The sequence below is a fragment of the Trinickia symbiotica genome (assembly GCF_002934455.1).
Taxonomy (GTDB): Bacteria; Pseudomonadota; Gammaproteobacteria; order Burkholderiales; family Burkholderiaceae; genus Trinickia; species Trinickia symbiotica.
Map to the genome: position 1 here is coordinate 139835 of NZ_PTIR01000017.1, position 19285 is coordinate 159119.

Sequence of the window (19285 nt, forward strand, 5' to 3'; positions counted from 1 at the left end):
TTCGCAACCCCGATTTCTGATTTTTTCTGAACTGGAGGGCACAAATGTTTACGGTTTATAGCCCAACGAGAATTCAATATGAATGATCAACGCACGAACGTAGCCATCATTGGATCTGGAAAGATCGCCACGGATCTGATGTGCAAGGTTCTTGAGGCGGAAGGCCTGAGCCTTGCATTCGTGGCCGGCCGCGATCCGAAGAGCCGCGGGCTCGCCATTGCAAAAGAGCGTGGCATCGAGACGTCGGCGGATGGATTTAAATTCCTTAAGGCGCACAGCGATGCGTACGACATCGTCTTCGACGCGACCTCCGCCAATGCGCATGTCGAGCACAATGCATTCTTTTCCGCTTCGGGGAAATTTGCCGTCGATCTGACGCCTGCCGGCATCGGTATGGCGTGTGTGCCGTCAGTCAACTTGGTCGACGTCGCCGGGCAGCAAAACGTTAGCCTAATTACCTGCGGCGGACAGGCGAGTGTGCCACTCGTGCATGCACTCAGGCAGGCGACGCAGCAGATCGCCTACCTCGAGGTCGTTTCGACGATTGCGGCCGCGAGCGCCGGCGTGGCGACACGAGAGAACATCAACAATTACCTCACGACGACGGAGCGGGCCTTGTCCCAGTTTTCGGGGGCGAACGCGGTCAAGGCGATTCTGAACATCAACCCCGCCGAACCGGGCGTCTCGATGCAAACGACGATCTTTGCGTACGCGAAGTTCGACGATTTTTCGAAGATCGAGGATGCGATCGGGAAGGCCGTCGCTTCCGTACAGGAATACGTCCCGGGATTTCAGATCATTCTCGCGCCGGTTCTCGATGGAGGACTAATCACTCTCAGCGTGAAGGTGCACGGCAGCGGACATCATCTGCCGAGCTATGCGGGCAATCTCGACATCATCAACTGCGCGGCTGTCGCGGTGGCGGCGTACAAGGGCCGTCCGACGAGGAGCATGCAATTGTGAAAGGCTACATCACTCTGACCGACGCATCCCTGCGCGACGGCAATCACGCGGTGCGGCACCAGTTGACGATTGGGCAGATCGCCCGCTATGCGCAGGCCGCCGACGAGGCTGGCATCGATATCGTAGAGGTGGGCCACGGTAACGGACTGGGTGCCTCATCGGCCCTGCTGGGTAAAGCGGCGAGCAACGATGCGGAGATGCTGGTGTCTGTGCGCGCAAAGCTCAGGCGCTCGAAGCTCGGCATTCATTTTATCCCCGGGACCGGTAAGCTATCCGATATCGAAGTTGCGCTCGAAGCGGGCGTCGACGTGTTTCGGCTGGCATCGCATTGCACCGAGGCCAACATCACGCGGCAATTCATCGAGTATGTGAGGCATGCTGGGAAAACCGCCTATGGCGTGCTGATGATGTCGCATATGGCCGATGCCGGCGAGATTTTGAATCAGTCCCGCCTCATGCAATCGTACGGCGCGCACGCGATCGTCCTGATGGACAGCGCGGGCTTTTCGACCCCGGATCTCGTTAAGGAAAAGGTCGAGCGCCTGATTGGCGGTCTGTCGATACCGGTCGGGTATCACGCTCACAACAACCTGGGGCTCGCGATAGCCAACTCGATTGCCGCGGCGGAGAGCGGCGCGACGCTACTGGACGCCTGCGTGCGCGGCATCGGCGCCGGCGCTGGCAACACGCAGCTGGAAACGCTGGTTCCGGTTCTCGAGCGCTATGGATACCGGACAGGTACGGACTTCGAGCGCATCGTCAGCCTCGCGACGCGCACGGACGAAGTCCTGCCGATCTGCACCCCTCACATCGCCATCGCCAACATCATCACAGGCGTCTTCGGCCTCTTTTCGGGCTTCGCTCCGCACATCGAGCGCCTTGCGTCCGAGCTCAAGATCGATTCGTTCGAGTTGTGCCAGGCGCTTGCGCATCGAAAGCTGGTGGCGGGGCAAGAGGACGTGATTGTGGAAGAAGCGCACCGCCTTTCGGCAATGAACGCGTAAAGCGTCGCGGTCAGGTAGTTGCGTTCGCGGGGACGGCAAGCTCAGACATTTGCCGTCCGTGCCGGGAGGGAAGTTTGAAGAACATGGATCTGGTTGCGTTACATGCGCAGCGCCGGTGCAGCGTCTGCCAGGGCGTATCGCGTCATGAATTCTTACAGGGAAGAGAGCAATGAGCAAGCTTGCAAATAAAGTAGCAGTCGTTACGGGCGCATCGAAGGGCATTGGCGCTGCCGTTGCGAAGGCGCTTGCGGCTGAGGGTGCCGCCGTCGTCGTCAATTATTCAAACAGCAAGACGGGAGCGGATGCGGTTGTCGATGCAATTACAGATGCTGGAGGAAAAGCCGTCGCCGTCCGAGGCGATGTATCGAAACTGGCGGACGCGCAAGCTATCGTCGACAGAGCGATCGAGCATTTCGGTCGTCTTGACATCGTCGTCAACAACGCGGGCGTCTACGAACTAGCTTCGATAGAGGACGTGACGGAAGAGGGTTTTCATCAGCAGTTCAATGTCAATGTGCTAGGAACGCTCCTCGTCACGCAAGCTGCGATCGAGCATTTGGTCGGCGGCGGTAGCATCATCAACGTTAGCTCCGCCGCAAGTCGCGCGGCACTAGCACGAACGGCCGTGTACGCGGGCACGAAGGGCGCGATCGACTCCATTACGGGGGTGCTTTCTCGCGAACTCGGATCACGCCACATTCGCGTCAATTCGATCAACCCTAGCATAGTCCTAACAGAAGGTACGCATACTGCTGGCATCGTCGGATCGGATCTCGATGCACTGGTGCTCAGCCAGACGCCGCTAGGTCATCTTGGGCAGCCCGATGATATTGCTGCTGTGGCGGTTTTTCTTGCGTCCGATGACGCGCGGTGGATTACGGGCGACAACGTGCGCGTTGGAGGTGGATTTCGCTAGTTGAATTCGCGAGAGTTGCGATACGGGGACGTTGAATTAAGGGATGCGCGGCGCGCTGGCATTCCGTATGCCCAAGCACTGGAGCGAGATTTAACGGCGAGCGCTGGGAGATGGTGAGTCTTCGCGCGACGTCCCACATAGCGTATGGACCCGGAAGACAGGCACGAGGCGGCAATTGCTCGCCGCAACCAACCGACTAAACGAAGTGGTGACGACTATTTTCGAAACCATTGACCGCAGTGCCGCGGGAATCGTCAAAAGCGGTACTTTCACGTGATAGAGGAAATGATTTATGGAACAGGGAAAGGAAAGCGGTCTGAGTGCTGGTCAGCGGGAACTGAACGAAATCTATCATCCGGCGCACGCCGCGTGGCTGATGGAGTTGAAGGAATTTTGCCCGAGCTATTTTTCGATTATCGAGGAGTTCGGGCTCGGCGACCTGTGGCAACGGCCGGGCTTGACGGCGCGCGACAAAGAACTCGTGGTTTTTTCGACGTTGATTACGCAGGGCGATACGGAGATCCAGTTGCGTCAGCACGTGCACACCGCGCTGAAACGGGGCATGACGTTGGAAGAGATTCTCGAGTGCATCGTCCTGCTCGCGGTCTATGTCGGAGTCCCTCGCACGTTGAGTGCGATCCAGACCGTTCGATCAGAACTGGCGGAGGTCGCGTGAACGTTGTCGACGCCATCGTTTGCGCTCTCCGCGAGGAAAACATCGGGCACCTCTTCTGCGTGCCGGGTGAAATGATCGACCAGCTGCTAAGAAGCCTGACGCGCCAGCAGCAAGTGCAACCCGTCGTTTGCGCGCATGAAGAAGGCGCAGCCTATATGGCCGACGGGTACGCACGTGCAGGTGGCCGCTTCGGCGTCTGCGCGACGACGAGCGGGCCAGGCTTCACGAATACGCTGACCGCCCTCGCAACGGCCCATACGGATCGATCACCGCTGCTGGCCATCTCTGGAGAAGTGAAGCAGGACCGGGCAGGACGGGGCGCTTACCAAGACTCCAGTGCTACAGGAATCCGGAGTGCCGATATGGCGCGTTCGATCACCGCATTGCAGCGGGACCTCACTTCGCCATCGCTCATCTGGCATCACCTCGGTTGCCTGTTGCGCAGCATGCTGGATCACTCGTCACGCGGCCCAGTACATCTGTCAATTCCGTTCGACGTCCAAGAAGCCGAGATCACGGGTGAGTGGGCGAGACTTCCTTCGTCGCTGTATCAGCCCCGATTTGTGGACACCGGCAGTTGCGACGAGTTCTGGGAGCAGATCGGGACCAAGGCCAAGGTGGCTGTGCTTGCCGGTTCCGGATGCGTGCAGTCGGACGCCACCGAAGCGCTCGTTCGGTTTGCGGAAAGCTTTGACATACCGGTGGCTACGACCCTGCCAGCAAAAGGTGTATTTCCCGAGGATCATCGCCTTAGTCTCGGTGTAATGGGCTGGCCGGGTAACAGACCGGCGATCGATGCGCTCACTTCCGGCAATCTCGATGTGCTTTTTGTGCTCGGATCGCGACTGAACATGCTGGACACGCTGATCTGGACGGCTGGATTCAGGCCTCGGCATGCGCTGATCGCAAACGACATCAACGCAAGCGGTGTGTTTCAGGACTATCCTGTGGACCTACCGATACTCGGCGACGCCCGCAGCTGCCTCGACGCGCTGAACTACGCAAAGCCGTCGCTGTCCGCGCGCCTGCGAGCGAGCCGGGAAGACCGGCTGGACTGGCTCTTGTCGCTGAAACCGGACGGCAGGTTGACCGATCCGTTCCGGCGTAGCGCATCTGGATCACGGGCGGTGCACCCGGCCGAAGCAATCACGGTGCTGCGCCGCGTAATGCCGCGCTCAACGATGCTGTTCATCGACAGCGGCGCGCATGCTTTTTTCGCGGCTCACTACTGGACCGCATACGAACCGCGGCGGTTCTTTACGTCGATTAGGTACATGGGATCGATGGGGTGGGCGATTCCCGCGGCGATCGGCGCGAAGCTGGCTCGTCCTAACGATCCGTGCGTGGTCGTGACCGGCGACGGCTGCATGCTGATGCACGGCATCGAAATGCAAACTGCTGCTCGCTATGGCGTTCCGCTGGTCTGCGTAGTACTGAACAACTCGGCGCACGGCAATCCGAAACTACGTGCTGACCGGGTCAGCCCGGAGTTGGGGCGATTACATGAGCTGCCGACGCACGACTGGGCGAAATTCGCCGCATCCCTCGGAGCACAAGGCATGACCGTGCACGACGCATCGGACCTCGAGGATGCGTTTGAGCAGGCGCTGCAGGCACGAACGGCCGTGGTGATCGATGTGCGCACCGAAAACATCCCAACGCCGACCGAGGCGTTCGACCGAATGGCCGCGGGCGGCCCCCCCCTCCAAGGATCGTAGGTCGGCGCTCCTCTGCCGGCGGCCGAAACGTCGGACGCCGGCGTACAGGGGCCATTCGACACTCGCGAAGAGCAGTGCTGACATAGGCCGCTGTCCTCAGCATCCGTGTCCGTGGCTGCGCTCGTGCGCTCATCCAACGTGCGGTCACTATGGCGCAAAAGTCCTAGTCGATAGGAAATGGCCAAAGTAGGCTTGCTGCCAGATTATCTGCAATGACTCCCAGCTTTCCCGATGTATAGCTGTGGCGAAATTGTGTAGCAAAAGCTTAAGACGAGCGAGAACTGCCCTTGAGCATCGTCGGAAGCGAAGCAGTTGAGCAAAACCAGGATATTACAAATGCGCATAAAACAATCGTAACGCGCTTTCAGAGGCGTTGCGATGATCATAAATTGACGGAGACAAACGTGAAGGCAATCTTGGGGACGATGCGCGGCTGGAGCCAAAGCGCTGCGGCGCGCTGTGCCGCGTGTTAAAGCACGCAGTGCTGTGGTGCACGCCGATGTGAAGCCACAGGTGAGTGCAAGTTGCCGGCGATCGACGGCGAGGGCGCTAGGTTCGGCTCAGATACTAACGCAAGAAAGCGGTGTGCTCGCGCGCCGCGTGCCCCGGGGGCGAGACCTCGGCGCGGTCCGTTTGGAGATAGCCCCCGAGAGGTATCGTGGCATGCGGTGCTGTACACCGTTCGGACCCGATAGCAGTCCAGTCGTTGCAAAGTCGTTACTTCGGGAGCGTTTATTTACTTACGATACCTAAATATAAAGTCGATAATGCCATATCCGGACATGACAAATCCGTTCGCCCGAGATGGTATCGATTGAGACAGCAGCAAAATGAATCGAGAACGATGGATAGCAACGAAAAGTTTAGGCGTTGGAGTATTGGGTTGGCGATGGCTGGCGCCGCGCACGCGCAAAGCAGCGTTACGCTGTATGGCGCCGTTGACACTGGCTTCGGCCGTCAGGCCTGCACGAACGCTATCGGAGCGCAACGACTGCATTGAGGGGACGTTGATGGGAAGCGGTGGAAAGTCGCTGAGAGCGATGGTTGAAGATTGGTTGGCACCAGCCCCAGGCAAAAGCGTAAGAGTCAGTCAGTTCAAACGCGCCAGAAATGGGGCCTACGTTTGTGTCGAAGCTGACAACGTGGCAGGCCATGTTTCTATGTTCTTTTTTCGCCACGACGATGGATCATGGTGTGTCTTCCCGCCGAGCCAAAAGGGTCCGTCTATGCGTGCCGCTTAACGCTCATTGGCCGCGCCGTGACGAATGAGACAAAGCATGAACGGTTTTGATCCGACATTTTGGGGGGGGCGCCCACTTTAATGGGAAATCGATCGCTCTTACCTGCCTGCGCGGTCAATATGGCGCCGCGCAGCATTCCAGAAATGATGAATCAAGCTCTACAAGAGCGCATCAAGCAGATACCCCGGAACATATACTAGAGGCACCGTCTGACATGGTGAGCCGCAATCGTATGCCGACCTGTACCGTTGCCCGATGGCGCCGCGAGCAGCTTCTGCACGAGCCCGCCTTCATCGCTCCGCCCGCGTGGCGGCGGACACTAGGAGGCTGACGTGCGCGAGCCCTCCTCAGTCCGCGCGCCGTTAGTCGGCATCATCGCCAATCCGGTTTCGGCACGCGATATCCGCCGCGTGATCGCCAACGCGAACAGCCTTCAGTTGGCAGACCGCGTGAATATCGTCCTGCGCCTACTGGCCGCCTTGGCCGCAGGCGGCGTTAGCCGCATCCTGATGATGCCGGACCGCGAGGGGCTGCGGGTGATGCTGCAGCGGCATCTGGCACGCCCGCAAGGGCCCGGCGCCGCGCTGACGGCAGTTGATTTCCTGGACATGCCGGTCACCGGTAGCGTGGACGATACGCTGCGCGCCGCAAAAATGATGCGCGAGGCTGGCCTAGCCGCCATCGTGGTGCTCGGCGGTGATGGGACGCATCGTGCGGTTGTCCGCGAGTGCGGCAAGGTACCGATCGTCGGGCTTTCCACCGGCACCAACAATGCCTTTCCCGAAATGCGCGAGCCCACGATCACCGGACTGGCGACCGGCTTGTTTGCAACCGGCCGCATTCCGGCATGGTGCGCGCTCGCGAATAACAAGCGCCTGGAAGTGACGATTCGCGAGCCGAACGGAGCGGTGCGGCGCGATATCGCTCTAGTGGACGCCGTCATCTCTCGCGAGCAATACATCGGCGCGCGCGCCGTATGGAAAACCGACACGCTGGCAGCAGTCTACGTGTCATACGCCAGTCCGCAGGCGATTGGCCTATCTGCCATCGCGGGCCTGCTGGAACCGGTCGGCCGACATGAACGCGGCGGTCTGGCGATCGAACTGGGTCGGCCCGGCCGTTGCGCGTTCGAGCTGATTGCGCCGATCGCGCCCGGCCTGATGCAACCGGTGCCGATCGCTAACTGGCAGCGCCTTGAGCATGCCGTGCCGCATCGCGTGCAACAGCACGCCGGCATCGTCGCGCTCGACGGCGAGCGCGAGCTGGCTTTCGGCCCGCACGACGAAGTCGTCGTCACCTTGCACGAGAAGGCCTTTCGCAGCATCGACGTGGCCGCCTGCATGCGCTATGCGGCGGGCGCGCAGCTGATGCGCAGCGGTGCAGGTGCACGCCTGCCCAATCCCCAGTTCGACGCCCCTACCACTCAAACCTGAAAAAGGAGACAAACGTGGAAGCAGACATCGCAGCGCAGGTTCGGCTACCGCTCGACAAGGAAACACTGCTCGCGGTCTATCGCAAGATGCGGACGATCCGTGAATTCGAAGAGCGACTGCACGTCGACTTCGGCCGCGGGGACATTCCCGGCTTCGTCCACCTCTATGCTGGCGAGGAAGCGGCGGGGGTCGGCATCCTGCATCACTTGAATGACGGCGACCGTATCGCGAGCACGCACCGTGGACATGGTCATTGCATCGCCAAAGGCGTGGATCCGGTGGCGATGATGAAGGAGATTTATGGCCGCAAGGGCGGCTCCTGCAATGGCAAGGGCGGCTCAATGCATATAGCCGACCTGTCCAAGGGAATGATGGGGGCTAACGGCATTCTCGGAGCCGGTGCGCCACTGATCTGTGGCGCGGCACTGGCTGCCAAGTTTCGCGGCAAAGGCGAGGTCGGCATCACCTTCTGCGGCGACGGCGCGTCGAACCAGGGCACCTTTCTCGAAAGCCTGAACTTGGCGGCAGTCTGGAATTTGCCGGTGATCTTCGTGATCGAGAACAACGGCTATGCCGAATCGACCGCGCGCGAATATGGCACCGCCGTGGATAGCTATGTCGATCGCGCCGCCGGCTTCGGTATCCCTGGCGTGACAGTGGACGGCACCGACTTCTTCGCCGTCCATGAGGCTGCGGGCGAAGTCATCCGGCGCGCACGCGAGGGCGGCGGGCCGTCGTTGCTCGAATGCAAAATGGTGCGCTTCTATGGCCACTTCGAAGGCGATGCGCAGACTTACCGTGCGCCCGGCGAACTCGACGACATTCGCGCCAACAAGGATTGCATCAAGAAGTTCACGCACGCAGTGACGCGTGCAGAGCTCATTTCGCGCGATGAGCTGGACGCAATCGACCATGAAGTCTTGGGGTTGATCGAGCATGCAGTGCAGGAGGCCAAGGCGGCGCCGCTGCCGGGCCCTGAAGACCTGCTCACGGACGTCTACGTCAGCTATTGAAATCATTTTGCGACGAACGATCCAATAATCAAATCAGGAGACTTAACCATGGCCCGCAAATTGAGTATGAAGCTGGCGATCAATGAAGCGATCGATCAGGAAATGAGCCGTGATCCGAGCGTGATCATGTTGGGCGAGGATATCGTCGGCGGTGCCGGCGCAAACGGCGAAAAAGACGCGTGGGGTGGTGCGCTCGGCGTGACCAAAGGCTTGTATGCCAAGCACGGCGATCGACTGCTTGACACGCCGTTGTCCGAGTCAGCCTACGTCGGGGCGGCCATTGGTGCAGCCGCGTGTGGCATGCGGCCGATTGCCGAGTTGATGTTCATCGACTTCATGGGCGTGTGTTTTGACCAGATCTATAACCAGGCTGCGAAGTTTCGCTACATGTTCGGCGGCAAGGCCGAAACGCCAGTGGTGATCCGCGCGATGGTCGGCGCCGGCTTTCGGGCCGCCGCTCAGCACAGCCAGATGCTGACACCGTTGTTTACCCACATTCCCGGCCTCAAGGTGGTGTGCCCGTCCACGCCTTATGACACCAAGGGGCTGCTGATCCAGGCCATCCGCGACAACGACCCGGTGATTTTTTGCGAGCACAAGAACCTGTACGGCCTCGAAGGCGAGGTGCCGGAGAACTCGTACACGATTCCGTTTGGCGAGGCCAACATCGTGCGCGACGGCAAACACGTATCGATCGTCACTTACGGCCTGATGGTTCATCGGGCATTGGAGGCGGCCGCGGCGCTCGCCAAGGAGGGCATCGAGGCCGAGATAGTCGATCTGCGCACGCTGTCGCCGCTGGATATCGACACGGTGCTGGAAACGGTCGAGAACACTGGCCGCTTGGTGGTGGTGGACGAGGCCAGCCCACGCTGCAACATCGCCACCGATATCTCGGCGCAGGTGGCTCAGCGCGCGTTCGGTGCCCTGAAGGCGGCCATCGAGATGGTTTGCCCGCCGCATACGCCGGTGCCGTTCTCGCCCACGCTAGAAGACCTGTACATCCCCAGCGCCGGACAGATCGCGGAAGCAGCGCGCCGCACGATGAACGGAGGGCAGCACTGATGGCCGACATTATCCCGATTGTGATGCCCAAGTGGGGGCTGGAGATGTCCGAAGGCACGGTGCAGGATTGGCTGGTTCGGGAAGGCGAGCGCATCGAAGTCGGGCAGGCGCTGGTCGATGTGGATACCGATAAAATTTCCAACGCGGTGGAAGCCTCGGATCCCGGACTGCTGCGCCGAATTGTCGCGCAGAGCGGCGAGACACTGCCCGTCAAGGCGTTGCTGGGCGTGCTGGCAGAGACGGATGTCAGCGATGCCGAGATTGAAGCTTACATCGCCGCGTTCGAGGTGCCGGCGATCGACAGCGAAGACGAGAAGGCGGGTCCGACGTTCGACTATGCCAACGTCGATGGTATCCGCGTGCGTTACGCGCGGCGCGGACCGGACGAGGGCCGGCCCGTATTGTTCATCCACGGCTTCGGTGGCGACCTGAACAACTGGCTGTTCAATCTCGACGCAGTGGCGGAGCAACACCCGGTGATCGCGTTGGACCTGCCGGCGCACGGACAAAGCCAGCCCAAGCTGCCTGGCACGTCCATCGCGGCGCTGGCCGACTTCGTGTTGAAGTTCTTGGATGCTGTGGGCGAGAGCGGACCGGTTCATCTGGTGGGGCATTCGATGGGCGGCGCAATCGCCCTCCAGATGGCGTTCGACGCGCCAGCACGCGTCGCCAGCCTGGCCTTGGTCAGCCCGGCCGGTTTCGACGTTGCCATCAATACGGGTTATACCGACGGCTTCGTCAAGGCTCAGTCTCGCCGCGACCTCAAGCCGGTGCTGGAACAACTGTTCGCCGATCCGGGGTTGGTGAGTCGCCACATGATCGATGACATGCTCAAGTTCAAACGCATGGACGGGGTCGAGCCGTTGCTGGCCGAATTGGGCGCCGCGTTGTTCAAGGACGGCAAGCAGTCGGCCGTTCTGGTCGGCGATCTGCGGACATTCGGCAAGCCCACAGTTGTCTTCTGGGGCAAGGACGATCGCGTCATTCCCGCAGACCAGGCGGCCAACGCACCGCCTGGCGCACAGGTGGTCCTGTTCGACGCCACTGGCCATATGGCCATGCTTGAAAAGGCCGGCGAGGTGAACGCCGCATTGCAACGGCATTTGTCCGCAGGCTGACGCTCGAGCAGCAGACCGCACCGCCGCGGCGGGCGCCGCGGCGAGTTTTACTCGCACGACAAACGAGTAGGTGCAAGTCATTGACGCTGGTCACAAGTCAATCGGTCAACGCGAACGGCGGCGCCGCTTTCCACTACGTTGCTAAGCGTCGATCCGGTTCCTCTCTTCCCAAGCCGCTTCACGTGCATATGCCATTTCACATCATCGACGTCGATGCAGATTCCGCCGATCCCCTCGCGGCGGAGATATCGCTGCTGTCGCTGGCCGCTGCGGGCAAGTGCGTCGCGCATCTGTGGCAGGCGCCGATGTCGTTGGTGGTGCCGCGTAGTTACCGACGCTTCGCTACCCTGGAAAGCGCTCGAGCTGATTTCGCACGGCGCGGCTGCCCGGTATTTTTGCGCATGTCTGGCGGTGGGCTGGTGCCGCAGGGGCCGGGCATAGTCAACCTAAGCTTGGCCTATCCGGTGCGGGGCACCGTGGGCGCATTTTCTGAGGTGGTCTATAGGCATCTGTGTGAGATCCTGCGCGAGGCGCTGGGCACATTCGGGCTTCAAACTCATTGGCAGCCGGTGGAAGGCTCCTTCTGCGACGGACGCTTCAATCTTGCGTGGGGACCTCGGGGCGATGCACGAAAGATCGCTGGTACCGCGCAATACTGGCGTGCCGTGCGATCGGACGCGCGCGGATCGCACGCCCCGCTGCATGCAGTGTTAGCTCATGCGGTGCTGCTGGTCAGTGCTGATCCAGAGGAGATCAACCGGCTCGCCAATGCTTTCGAGCGGGCTATCGAAAGCGGAAGGTCCTACGACGCCGAACGTGTGATCAGCGTGCAGCAGGCACTTTCCCGAATCGGTGTTGCACCGCCAGATGGACTCATCGACTCTGTTACGTCGGCGCTGCGCGCGAGGGCGCTCGTTTCGAGTGCGCCTGTCGATAATGCTGTTTGAAACGAGAGCGGCTCATCGCAACGAGTTGCTCTGTTTCGCTGGCCGTTACTTAGACAGCAATGCACTCCCACGTCGCTCTGGGTAAGCTCGATCAGAGCACATTACGGATTCTTAAAGTTTCTTCCGAGACAAAATTTTAGAGAGAATGTGCCGCCTCTTGCAGTACGTTTTGACAGCCTCCGCGAAGATAATCTCCTGGCGTAACGCCGAACTCGGCCTTGAAAGCGCGATTAAAATTCGACAAGTCTCGAAAGCCGGAATCTTGAGCTAGGTCACTGATCCTGATAGCACGACGAGAACGAGCCGCAACATCCATATACTCTGCGGCGAGCTTTAAGCGCTTGGTGCGGAGCGTCTGGATAAAACTGGTCCCGTGTGCTTCGAAATCCCGGTCGAGCTGACGCGTCGATATGCCGAGGCGTTGAGCTAGCCAGGGAAGCGAAAGCTCATCAGAGTTCAAGAAGCTTTCAATTTCTCGGACGGCCAACGCGAAGCGCGATTGTTGCGTCCGCATCGCGTGCGCGGGGCGAGAGGCGTCGTTGCGGGAAAACGTTGCTCGAGTGAGTCCAAGCAGGAGGTTTGCGTCACCACCTCGCTTCATATCGCTCAAGGTCATCACATAACGATACAAGCGCAGGAGAGCGGTTCGGTCGGCGAAATTCGGCGAGCCGCCGATAGGCCCTGCAGGCGCGTCCAGTAGCAGCAGCGCACGAGGAATATGCACGGCAATGTAGCGACAAAAGGCGTTGCCAAAGCCAATACTCGCTGGAAGCGTTGAATCAAGAAGATAGAGCTCCCCGGGCTTCAAGACGTTTCGCTCGCCGTCTTGCTCCATTTGCATCTGGCCGGAGATTGGCGCGAGGAGAAAAAGATACTCTCTCCCATCTCTACGAACGCCCTCGATGGGACGATCGATCCCCTCGATGTTGCAGGCGATGTCTACGATGCTGAACCCAGCCACGTCATGCGGGCAAAAGTGGCCTTCGATGGCCTTTTGCCCCCTGCGCGGTACCGCGAAAAAATGACCACAGTTGTGACGCAGCGCGGCATTCCACGCTTCGAATTGCATGATTCCTATTCCTCCTAGCTTTCGCGGCCTCCGACCTGATGCACCGCGAGCGGCGTACTAGGAGCGGCGAACGGGGATGTAAAGGGCAAAAGCGCTAATCAATTTTTCCAATTCGGAATGAACGCTAGCAAAACTATTATCCATCAACCATTGGTCCTTCCCCTCTCGGGGATAGTACCGAGAGACCCGCTGCGTAAGACGCAGCGGCTGCGGCTGGATTGATCGATTCTGTGGTCACAAGGATGGCGCAAAAGTCCTAGTCGATTGGAAATGGCCTAAGTAGGCTTGGTGCCAGATTAGCTGCAATGACTCGGACGTTGCCGATGCGTTGCTGTGGCGAAATTGTGTAGCAAAAGCTTAAGACGAGTGGGGGGCGCCCTTGAGGATCGTCAGAAGCGAAGCAGTTAAGCAAAACCCGGTTATTACAAATGTGCATAAAACAATCGTCACGTGCTCTCAGAGGCGTTGCGACGATCATAAATTGACGGAGACAAACATGAAGGCAATCTTGATGACGATGCGCGGCTGGAGTCAAAGCGCTCGGACGCGCTGTGCCGTGACGTTGAAGCACGCGTGGGGCGCGGCGACGTTGTTCGCCGCGCTGATTCCGGTGGTGCATGCGGTCGCGGCCGATGCCGCGCTGACGCCGGAAGCGTCGGCGGCGAAGATGGCCGCCGAGCAGGTGATGACCGCGAAGATCGAATGGCGAGGCCCGTCATCGAGTCCGAAGCCGCTTGCCGGCAAGCGCATCGCGGTCGTGTCGTGCTGCGAGGCAGCCGATGGTGCGGCGCGCGCTTCGCGCGCCATGGTCGAGGCGGGCAAGGCGCTGGGCTGGCAGGTCAACGTGCTCGATGGGCGGGGCGATCCGCAGGAGCAGAACAAGGCGCTGAATTCAGCGATCGATGCGAAGTACGACGGCATCGTGCTCGAATTCGTCGATACGACGACCGTCTCGGATGGTGTGGCGCGTGCAGTCAAAGCGAAGATTCCGCTGATCACGCTCGGCACATTGAAGAACACGCCGGACACGATACCGGATGTGTCGTGGGATTACGCCAGGCACGGCGAGGCGCTGGCGAACTACATGATCTGGAAGTCGAACGGCAACGTGAACGCGCTGATTCTGCTCAATACCGATCTCTATGTCACGCGCAACGGTCAGTGGGTTGGCACGAAGAATGTCCTGACCGACCCGAAAAAATGCAAGAACTGCAAGGTCACAGTCAAGGAATGGCCGATGGCGAACATCGACACGCAGCCCGGTTCGATCGCCACGGCGGCGTTGCAGGCGAATCCGAAGATCAACTGGGGGTGGTGCTTCGATGCTTGCATGAGCCGAGTGTCGCGCGCGCTGATCGCCTCGGGGCTGTCGTCGAAGATGCGCGGCGCGGGCTTTGACTGCAATGCCGAGAGTCTTCAACTCATCAAGGACGGGCAAGTCGAAGCGGTGTGCGCGGCCGATCCGCGCGAATGGGATGCGTACGCAGTGATCGACAACCTGGACCGGTTGATGCGGGGCCAGCCCACCGTCAATCAGGGCATTCCGGTGCGGCTGTTCGACAAGACCAATATCAGTACGCTCAGCGACTACGAGATGTCACACGGCTGGCAGGGCGGCTACGACTTCCGGGCGGCTTATCGCAAGCTGTGGGGAGTGCAGAAATGAGCGACGTTCTCGATGATGACCAGCAAGTGCGCGTCCGGATTCGCGGCCTGAATAAATCGTTCGGCGCCACTCGCGCCCTGAAGGACGTGAGCATCGACTTTCGCGCGGGCCGCGTGCATGCGCTGCTGGGCGCGAATGGATGCGGCAAGTCTACCCTCGTCAAGATTCTCTCGGGCTATCACGAACCGGACAGCGGCGAGATTTCGCCGACCGGGCACGGGGCGCGCGAGCGCATCGCATTCGTGCATCAGGACCTGGGGCTCGTACCCTCGCTGTCAGTTGCCGAGAACCTGGGCCTCGCCTGTGGCTTCACGATACGCCGGGGCGCGATCAACTGGCGCGAGCAGCATCGCCGTGCGCAGAAGTTGCTCGACGATTACGGCATTGCCACCCTCGCGAGTGAGGCGGTAGGGTCGCTCGGCCCCGCGCATCAGTCGATGATCGCCATCGCGCGCGCGCTCAACAGCCTGCCGGAAAGCGGTGGGGTGTTGGTCTTGGACGAGCCGACGGCGCGCCTGCCCGTCTCCGAAGTCGATCATCTATTGCAGATGGTGCGACGCGTGAAGGCGCGCGGCGTCGCAATTCTCTACATCACACATCGGCTCGAAGAAGTGATGCAAGTCGCAGATGAAGTGTCCGTATTGCGTGATGGTGCGATGGTGTTCCATGGACCGACTTCTACCATCGACAAGGAAAAGCTCGTCGGGTTGATCGTCAATAAAGCAATCAGACCGCCCGCGGCCCGTTTGGCGACGGCGGCGCGCGGGATTGAGCCGCTGCTGACGGTACGTGGCCTGTCGGGCATCCGGCTTCGTGGTGTCGATCTGAATGTCGGGCGCGGCGAGATCGTCGGTGTCGCGGGACTCGTCGGATCCGGACGTTCGGAATTGGGTCGGCTGATCTTTGGATTGCAAAAGGCACGGGCCGGAAGCATCCGCCTGCGCCATGCCGACATCACGAATCTTTCGACACGAGCGCTCGTCGATATGGGCCTCGCGTATGTGCCGCAGGAGCGCCGCAGCGGCGTGTTTCACGGCTTGAGCGTCGCGGAGAACTCGGTGCTGGCGGACTTCGGCCAGCTAATGAGCCGCATCGGTATCGTGCCTGCACGGGAGCGGCGCGCGGCGGACGAGGTCGTGCGCAGCATGAAGGTGAAGACCGAAAGCGCCGGCACGCCCATCGAAAATCTCTCAGGTGGTAATCAGCAGAAAGTATCGCTTGGCAAGTGGTTGCGTCGGGAAGTGCAACTGCTGATTCTGGATGAGCCCACGCAGGGAATCGACATCGGCGCACGCACTGAGATATTCAACACAATTCGGGGCGTCGTGGAGACCCGAAAAATCGGTGCGCTTGTGTTCGATTCGGATCTCGACATCCTTGTCGATTTCTGCGATCGGATCATCGTCATGTGCGACGGTCAGGTGGTCGGCGAATACCACGGTGCGGAGCTTACGCACGAAACGATCAATCGCGCTGTGTACAAGCGTTAAAACACTGCCGCGCGGTTCACGAGATAAGTTTTCATTGCTGACAGGAAGTCAACATGCGTCGCATCAATCATTTTCTCAGCCGCTTTAGCCTGCTGATCGCGCTTCTCATGCTGATCGGCTTCTTTTCTCTCATCCGGCCCGATTCGTTCGCCACGCTGGAAAACGCCGGCTCCATCATGAGCGACGGCGCAGTACTCAGCCTCATCGCCGTGGGCGTGATGGTGCCGATGATCGTCGGACAGTTCGATGTCGCGCCGGGCTTTATCGCGAGTCTCGGCGTGATGCTCACGGCGGGGCTACAATCGAATAATCAGTGGCCATGGCCGCTCGTGCTGGTCGCGGTGCTCGCAATCGGCGCGCTGATCGGTCTCTTGATGGGCGTGCTAGTCGGCTACCTTCAACTCAATTCGCTGGTCGTGAGCCTCGGTGTGGGTAGCGTGCTTTCTGGCATCGTGCTCGTATATTCCGGTGGACAAGTGATCTACAAAGGCATTCCGCCTAATTTCCTCGCGCTCGGGCAAACGCGGCTATTGGGCTTCGTGCCGCTGCCGTTTCTCTATGCACTGGCGATTGCGGCAGTAATGTGGTTCGTGCTCACTTATCGCCCGGCCGGACGGCGCCTTTATGCGGTCGGCGGGGGCCCCGACGCGGCGAAGCTCATCGGGGTGAATCTTTCTCGCTACATCGCTATGTCGTTCGTCGTGTCGAGTACGCTTGCGTCGTTGGCGGGATTCGTTCAGGTGGCAAGGCTCGGCGCCGGACACCCAACCGCCGCGCAGGCGTTTCTGTTGCCCGCGTTCGCAGCGGCCTTTTTGAGCGCAACCTCGTTCCGGCTCGGCTTCTACAACATCTGGGGCGCGTTTCTCGCGGTCTATCTCGTCGGCACTGGCACGACAGGTCTCTTTATGCTCGGCGCGGATTCCTACGTCCAGCCGGTCTTCAACGGCGTCGTGCTGGTGGGCGCGGTGACGCTTGCGCGCGTGTTGATCCTGCGCCGCAACCGACGCCTCGCCCTCGCGAGAGCGGGCGATCAGCAAAATGTGGCGCCGCTTGAGCGATCCACTGTCAGCGATGCAGAGAACCCGGTCGCTGGCTGAAACCATTTTCCGACATCCATGAGCAACGGAGATGATATGAATGCAGTAACCGACTTCGAACGTGCGACGTCGCTCGAACGAGCCCGCATCGAGCTGAGCGCGTGGCTTGCCGAATTCAACGATGCACTTGCCAGCGGTAATGCTGCCAAGGTCGCGGGGCTCTTCACCGAGCATGGTTTCTGGCGCGACATGCTCGCGCTCACGTGGAACATCAAGACAGTCGAAGGAAGGCCGGCCATCGAGCACATGCTTACCGCGACGCTCGGCACGGCGCAGCCTTACCGCTTCGCCGCGAGTGAGGACCCCGTCGACACGGGCGGCGTAATCGACTCATGGCTCACGTTTGAGACGCCGGTGGCGCGCTGCATCGGCCACGTGCGGCTAAAAGACGGAAAGGCCTGGACGCTGCTCACTCTCGTCAACGAACTGAAGGGGCACGAGGAAGCATCGGGCGCGCGCCGACCGATCGGAGCGGAGCACGGCGCGCGCGAGGATCGGCAGACGTGGCGCGAGAAACGACAGAAGGAAGTCGACGAGCTCGGAATTTCAACACAGCCGTACACGCTGATCATCGGTGGCGGTCAGGGCGGCATCGCGCTCGCGGCACGGTTGCGTCACCTCGGCGTGCCGACGCTCATCGTCGAGCGCAACGAAAAGCCAGGCGATTCGTGGAGAAAGCGCTACAAGTCGCTCTGCCTGCACGATCCAGTGTGGTACGACCATTTGCCGTACATCGAGTTTCCAAAGACGTGGCCGGTGTTCTCTCCGAAGGACAAGATCGCCGACTTCCTCGAGATGTACGCGAACGTAATGGAGCTGAACTTCTGGGGTTCAACGACGGCGCGCTCGGCGGCCTACGATGAGGCCAAGCAGGAATGGACTGTCGTCGTGGAGCGGAAAGGCGAAGCGATCATGCTGCATCCGAAGCAGTTAGTGCTCGCGACGGGTGTATCTGGCAAGCCGAACGTACCGGTTTATCCGGGGCAGGACTTGTTCAAAGGCGTGCAGCAGCATTCGTCGCAGCATGCCGGGCCGGAAGGGTGGCATGGCAAGAAGGTGATCGTGGTGGGCTCCAACAACTCGTCGCACGACATTTGTGCTGCCCTCTGGGAAGAGGGCGCAGATGTCACGATGGTGCAGCGCTCCAGCACGCTGGTGGTCCGCTCGGCCACGCAGATGAAGCACGCATTGGAGCCGCTTTATTCGGAAAGCGCGGTGCAGCGTGGCGTCGATGTCGAAAAGGCCGATCTGATTTTCGCTTCGATTCCGTATCGGCTGCTTGGCGAAATGCACAAACCGCTGATGCAGCGCATCCGCGAGGAAGACGAGGCGTTTTATCGCTCGCTCGAAGATGCTGGCTTCATGCTCGATTACGGCGAAGATGATTCTGGCCTGTTCATGAAGTATCTGCGGCGCGGTTCGGGCTACTACATCGACGTCGGCGCGTCGCAACTGATCGCCAACGGAGAGATCAAGCTCAAGTCTGGCGTAAGCATCACGCAGATCAAAGCGCATTCGGTGGTATTCAGCGACGGCAGCGAACTATGCGCGGACCTGATCGTCTACGCGACCGGTTACGGATCCATGAACGCTTGGGCGGCCGAAATCATTTCGCAGGAGGTGGCGGACAAGGTTGGCAAAGTGTGGGGGCTCGGCTCCGACACCATTCGCGATCCTGGGCCGTGGGAGGGCGAGTTGCGCAACATGTGGAAGCCGACAAAGCAAGAAGCGCTCTGGTTCCACGGCGGCAATCTGCATCAGTCACGACATTACTCGAAGTATCTCGCCATTCAGCTCAAAGCGCGGATGGAGGGCATCGACACGCCCGTGTACGGCATCGAGGACGTCCATCATCTCTCGTGAGGAGGG

15 protein-coding genes are annotated in these 19285 nt (G+C 60.3%); 14 read left to right on the forward strand and 1 reads right to left on the reverse strand.

Annotated features, from left to right (window positions below; all coding sequences use genetic code 11):
- Positions 1 to 57 precede the first annotated feature (57 nt).
- From B0G57_RS22340 to B0G57_RS22395, 10 genes are all read left to right on the forward strand, one after another.
- A complete protein-coding gene (locus tag B0G57_RS22340) occupies positions 58 to 963 on the forward strand; it encodes an acetaldehyde dehydrogenase (acetylating) (protein WP_223258601.1) in 906 nt (301 codons plus the stop codon).
- Positions 960 to 1967 carry a 4-hydroxy-2-oxovalerate aldolase gene (gene dmpG / locus B0G57_RS22345; RefSeq protein WP_018439714.1) on the forward strand — a complete coding sequence of 336 codons (1008 nt, stop codon included), beginning with the start codon at positions 960 to 962 and terminating at the stop codon, positions 1965 to 1967. Before B0G57_RS22340 ends, dmpG begins: the two co-directional genes overlap by 4 nt.
- Positions 1968 to 2136: 169 nt before the next feature.
- Positions 2137 to 2883, forward strand: a complete 747-nt coding sequence (locus B0G57_RS22350) for a glucose 1-dehydrogenase (protein WP_018439713.1) — start codon at positions 2137 to 2139, stop codon at positions 2881 to 2883.
- A 292-nt stretch (positions 2884 to 3175) separates the two neighbouring features.
- Positions 3176 to 3559 (forward strand): carboxymuconolactone decarboxylase family protein, encoded by a 384-nt coding sequence (locus B0G57_RS22355; RefSeq protein ID WP_018439712.1) that lies wholly within the window; start codon positions 3176 to 3178, stop codon positions 3557 to 3559.
- A complete protein-coding gene (locus B0G57_RS22360) occupies positions 3556 to 5277 on the forward strand; it encodes a thiamine pyrophosphate-binding protein (RefSeq protein ID WP_018439711.1) in 1722 nt (573 codons plus the stop codon). Before B0G57_RS22355 ends, B0G57_RS22360 begins: the two co-directional genes overlap by 4 nt.
- 1573 nt (positions 5278 to 6850) lie before the next feature.
- Positions 6851 to 7951: an ATP-NAD kinase family protein gene (locus B0G57_RS22375; RefSeq protein ID WP_018439709.1), complete on the forward strand. Its 1101-nt coding sequence runs from the start codon at positions 6851 to 6853 to the stop codon at positions 7949 to 7951.
- Positions 7952 to 7965: 14 nt separating this feature from the next.
- On the forward strand, positions 7966 to 8964 hold the full coding sequence (locus B0G57_RS22380; protein WP_018439708.1) for a thiamine pyrophosphate-dependent dehydrogenase E1 component subunit alpha: 999 nt from the start codon (positions 7966 to 7968) through the stop codon (positions 8962 to 8964).
- Between the two features lie 48 nt (positions 8965 to 9012).
- Positions 9013 to 10029 (forward strand): alpha-ketoacid dehydrogenase subunit beta, encoded by a 1017-nt coding sequence (locus B0G57_RS22385; RefSeq protein ID WP_020566083.1) that lies wholly within the window; start codon positions 9013 to 9015, stop codon positions 10027 to 10029.
- Complete coding sequence (locus B0G57_RS22390) at positions 10029 to 11147, forward strand: acetoin dehydrogenase dihydrolipoyllysine-residue acetyltransferase subunit (protein WP_018439706.1); 1119 nt, start codon at positions 10029 to 10031, stop codon at positions 11145 to 11147. The genes B0G57_RS22385 and B0G57_RS22390 overlap by 1 nt, the downstream gene beginning before the upstream one ends.
- Positions 11148 to 11335: 188 nt before the next feature.
- Complete coding sequence (locus B0G57_RS22395) at positions 11336 to 12094, forward strand: lipoyl protein ligase domain-containing protein (RefSeq protein WP_026229497.1); 759 nt, start codon at positions 11336 to 11338, stop codon at positions 12092 to 12094.
- Between the two features lie 136 nt (positions 12095 to 12230).
- Here B0G57_RS22395 and B0G57_RS22400 read toward each other — a convergent pair whose 3' ends face one another.
- Complete coding sequence (locus B0G57_RS22400; protein ID WP_020566082.1) at positions 12231 to 13163, reverse strand: helix-turn-helix domain-containing protein; 933 nt, start codon at positions 13161 to 13163, stop codon at positions 12231 to 12233.
- A 496-nt stretch (positions 13164 to 13659) separates the two neighbouring features.
- Between B0G57_RS22400 and B0G57_RS22405 the strand changes: the two genes are divergently transcribed.
- From B0G57_RS22405 to B0G57_RS22420, 4 genes are read left to right on the forward strand one after another with little or no spacing between them, the layout of a single operon-like run.
- Entirely contained in the window at positions 13660 to 14829 is a 1170-nt protein-coding gene (locus B0G57_RS22405; RefSeq protein WP_018439703.1) for a sugar ABC transporter substrate-binding protein, read from the forward strand.
- On the forward strand, positions 14826 to 16319 hold the full coding sequence (locus B0G57_RS22410) for a sugar ABC transporter ATP-binding protein (protein ID WP_018439702.1): 1494 nt from the start codon (positions 14826 to 14828) through the stop codon (positions 16317 to 16319). The genes B0G57_RS22405 and B0G57_RS22410 overlap by 4 nt, the downstream gene beginning before the upstream one ends.
- Positions 16320 to 16372: 53 nt before the next feature.
- Positions 16373 to 17416 (forward strand): ABC transporter permease, encoded by a 1044-nt coding sequence (locus B0G57_RS22415; protein ID WP_018439701.1) that lies wholly within the window; start codon positions 16373 to 16375, stop codon positions 17414 to 17416.
- A 36-nt stretch (positions 17417 to 17452) separates the two neighbouring features.
- Complete coding sequence (locus tag B0G57_RS22420) at positions 17453 to 19279, forward strand: NAD(P)/FAD-dependent oxidoreductase (protein ID WP_020566081.1); 1827 nt, start codon at positions 17453 to 17455, stop codon at positions 19277 to 19279.
- Positions 19280 to 19285: the final 6 nt, after the last annotated feature.

What these genes read in the sequence shown, in the direction of transcription:
- B0G57_RS22350 (WP_018439713.1), top strand. Translation starts at nt 2,137, where the DNA reads ATGAGCAAGCTTGCAAATAAAGTAGCAGTCGTTACGGGCGCATCGAAG.
- B0G57_RS22355 (WP_018439712.1), top strand. Translation starts at nt 3,176, where the DNA reads ATGGAACAGGGAAAGGAAAGCGGTCTGAGTGCTGGTCAGCGGGAACTG.
- B0G57_RS22385 (WP_020566083.1), top strand. Translation starts at nt 9,013, where the DNA reads ATGGCCCGCAAATTGAGTATGAAGCTGGCGATCAATGAAGCGATCGAT.
- B0G57_RS22390 (WP_018439706.1), top strand. Translation starts at nt 10,029, where the DNA reads ATGGCCGACATTATCCCGATTGTGATGCCCAAGTGGGGGCTGGAGATG.
- B0G57_RS22395 (WP_026229497.1), top strand. Translation starts at nt 11,336, where the DNA reads ATGCCATTTCACATCATCGACGTCGATGCAGATTCCGCCGATCCCCTC.
- B0G57_RS22400 (WP_020566082.1), bottom strand. Translation starts at nt 13,163, where the DNA reads ATGCAATTCGAAGCGTGGAATGCCGCGCTGCGTCACAACTGTGGTCAT.
- B0G57_RS22405 (WP_018439703.1), top strand. Translation starts at nt 13,660, where the DNA reads ATGAAGGCAATCTTGATGACGATGCGCGGCTGGAGTCAAAGCGCTCGG.
- B0G57_RS22410 (WP_018439702.1), top strand. Translation starts at nt 14,826, where the DNA reads ATGAGCGACGTTCTCGATGATGACCAGCAAGTGCGCGTCCGGATTCGC.
- B0G57_RS22415 (WP_018439701.1), top strand. Translation starts at nt 16,373, where the DNA reads ATGCGTCGCATCAATCATTTTCTCAGCCGCTTTAGCCTGCTGATCGCG.
- B0G57_RS22420 (WP_020566081.1), top strand. Translation starts at nt 17,453, where the DNA reads ATGAATGCAGTAACCGACTTCGAACGTGCGACGTCGCTCGAACGAGCC.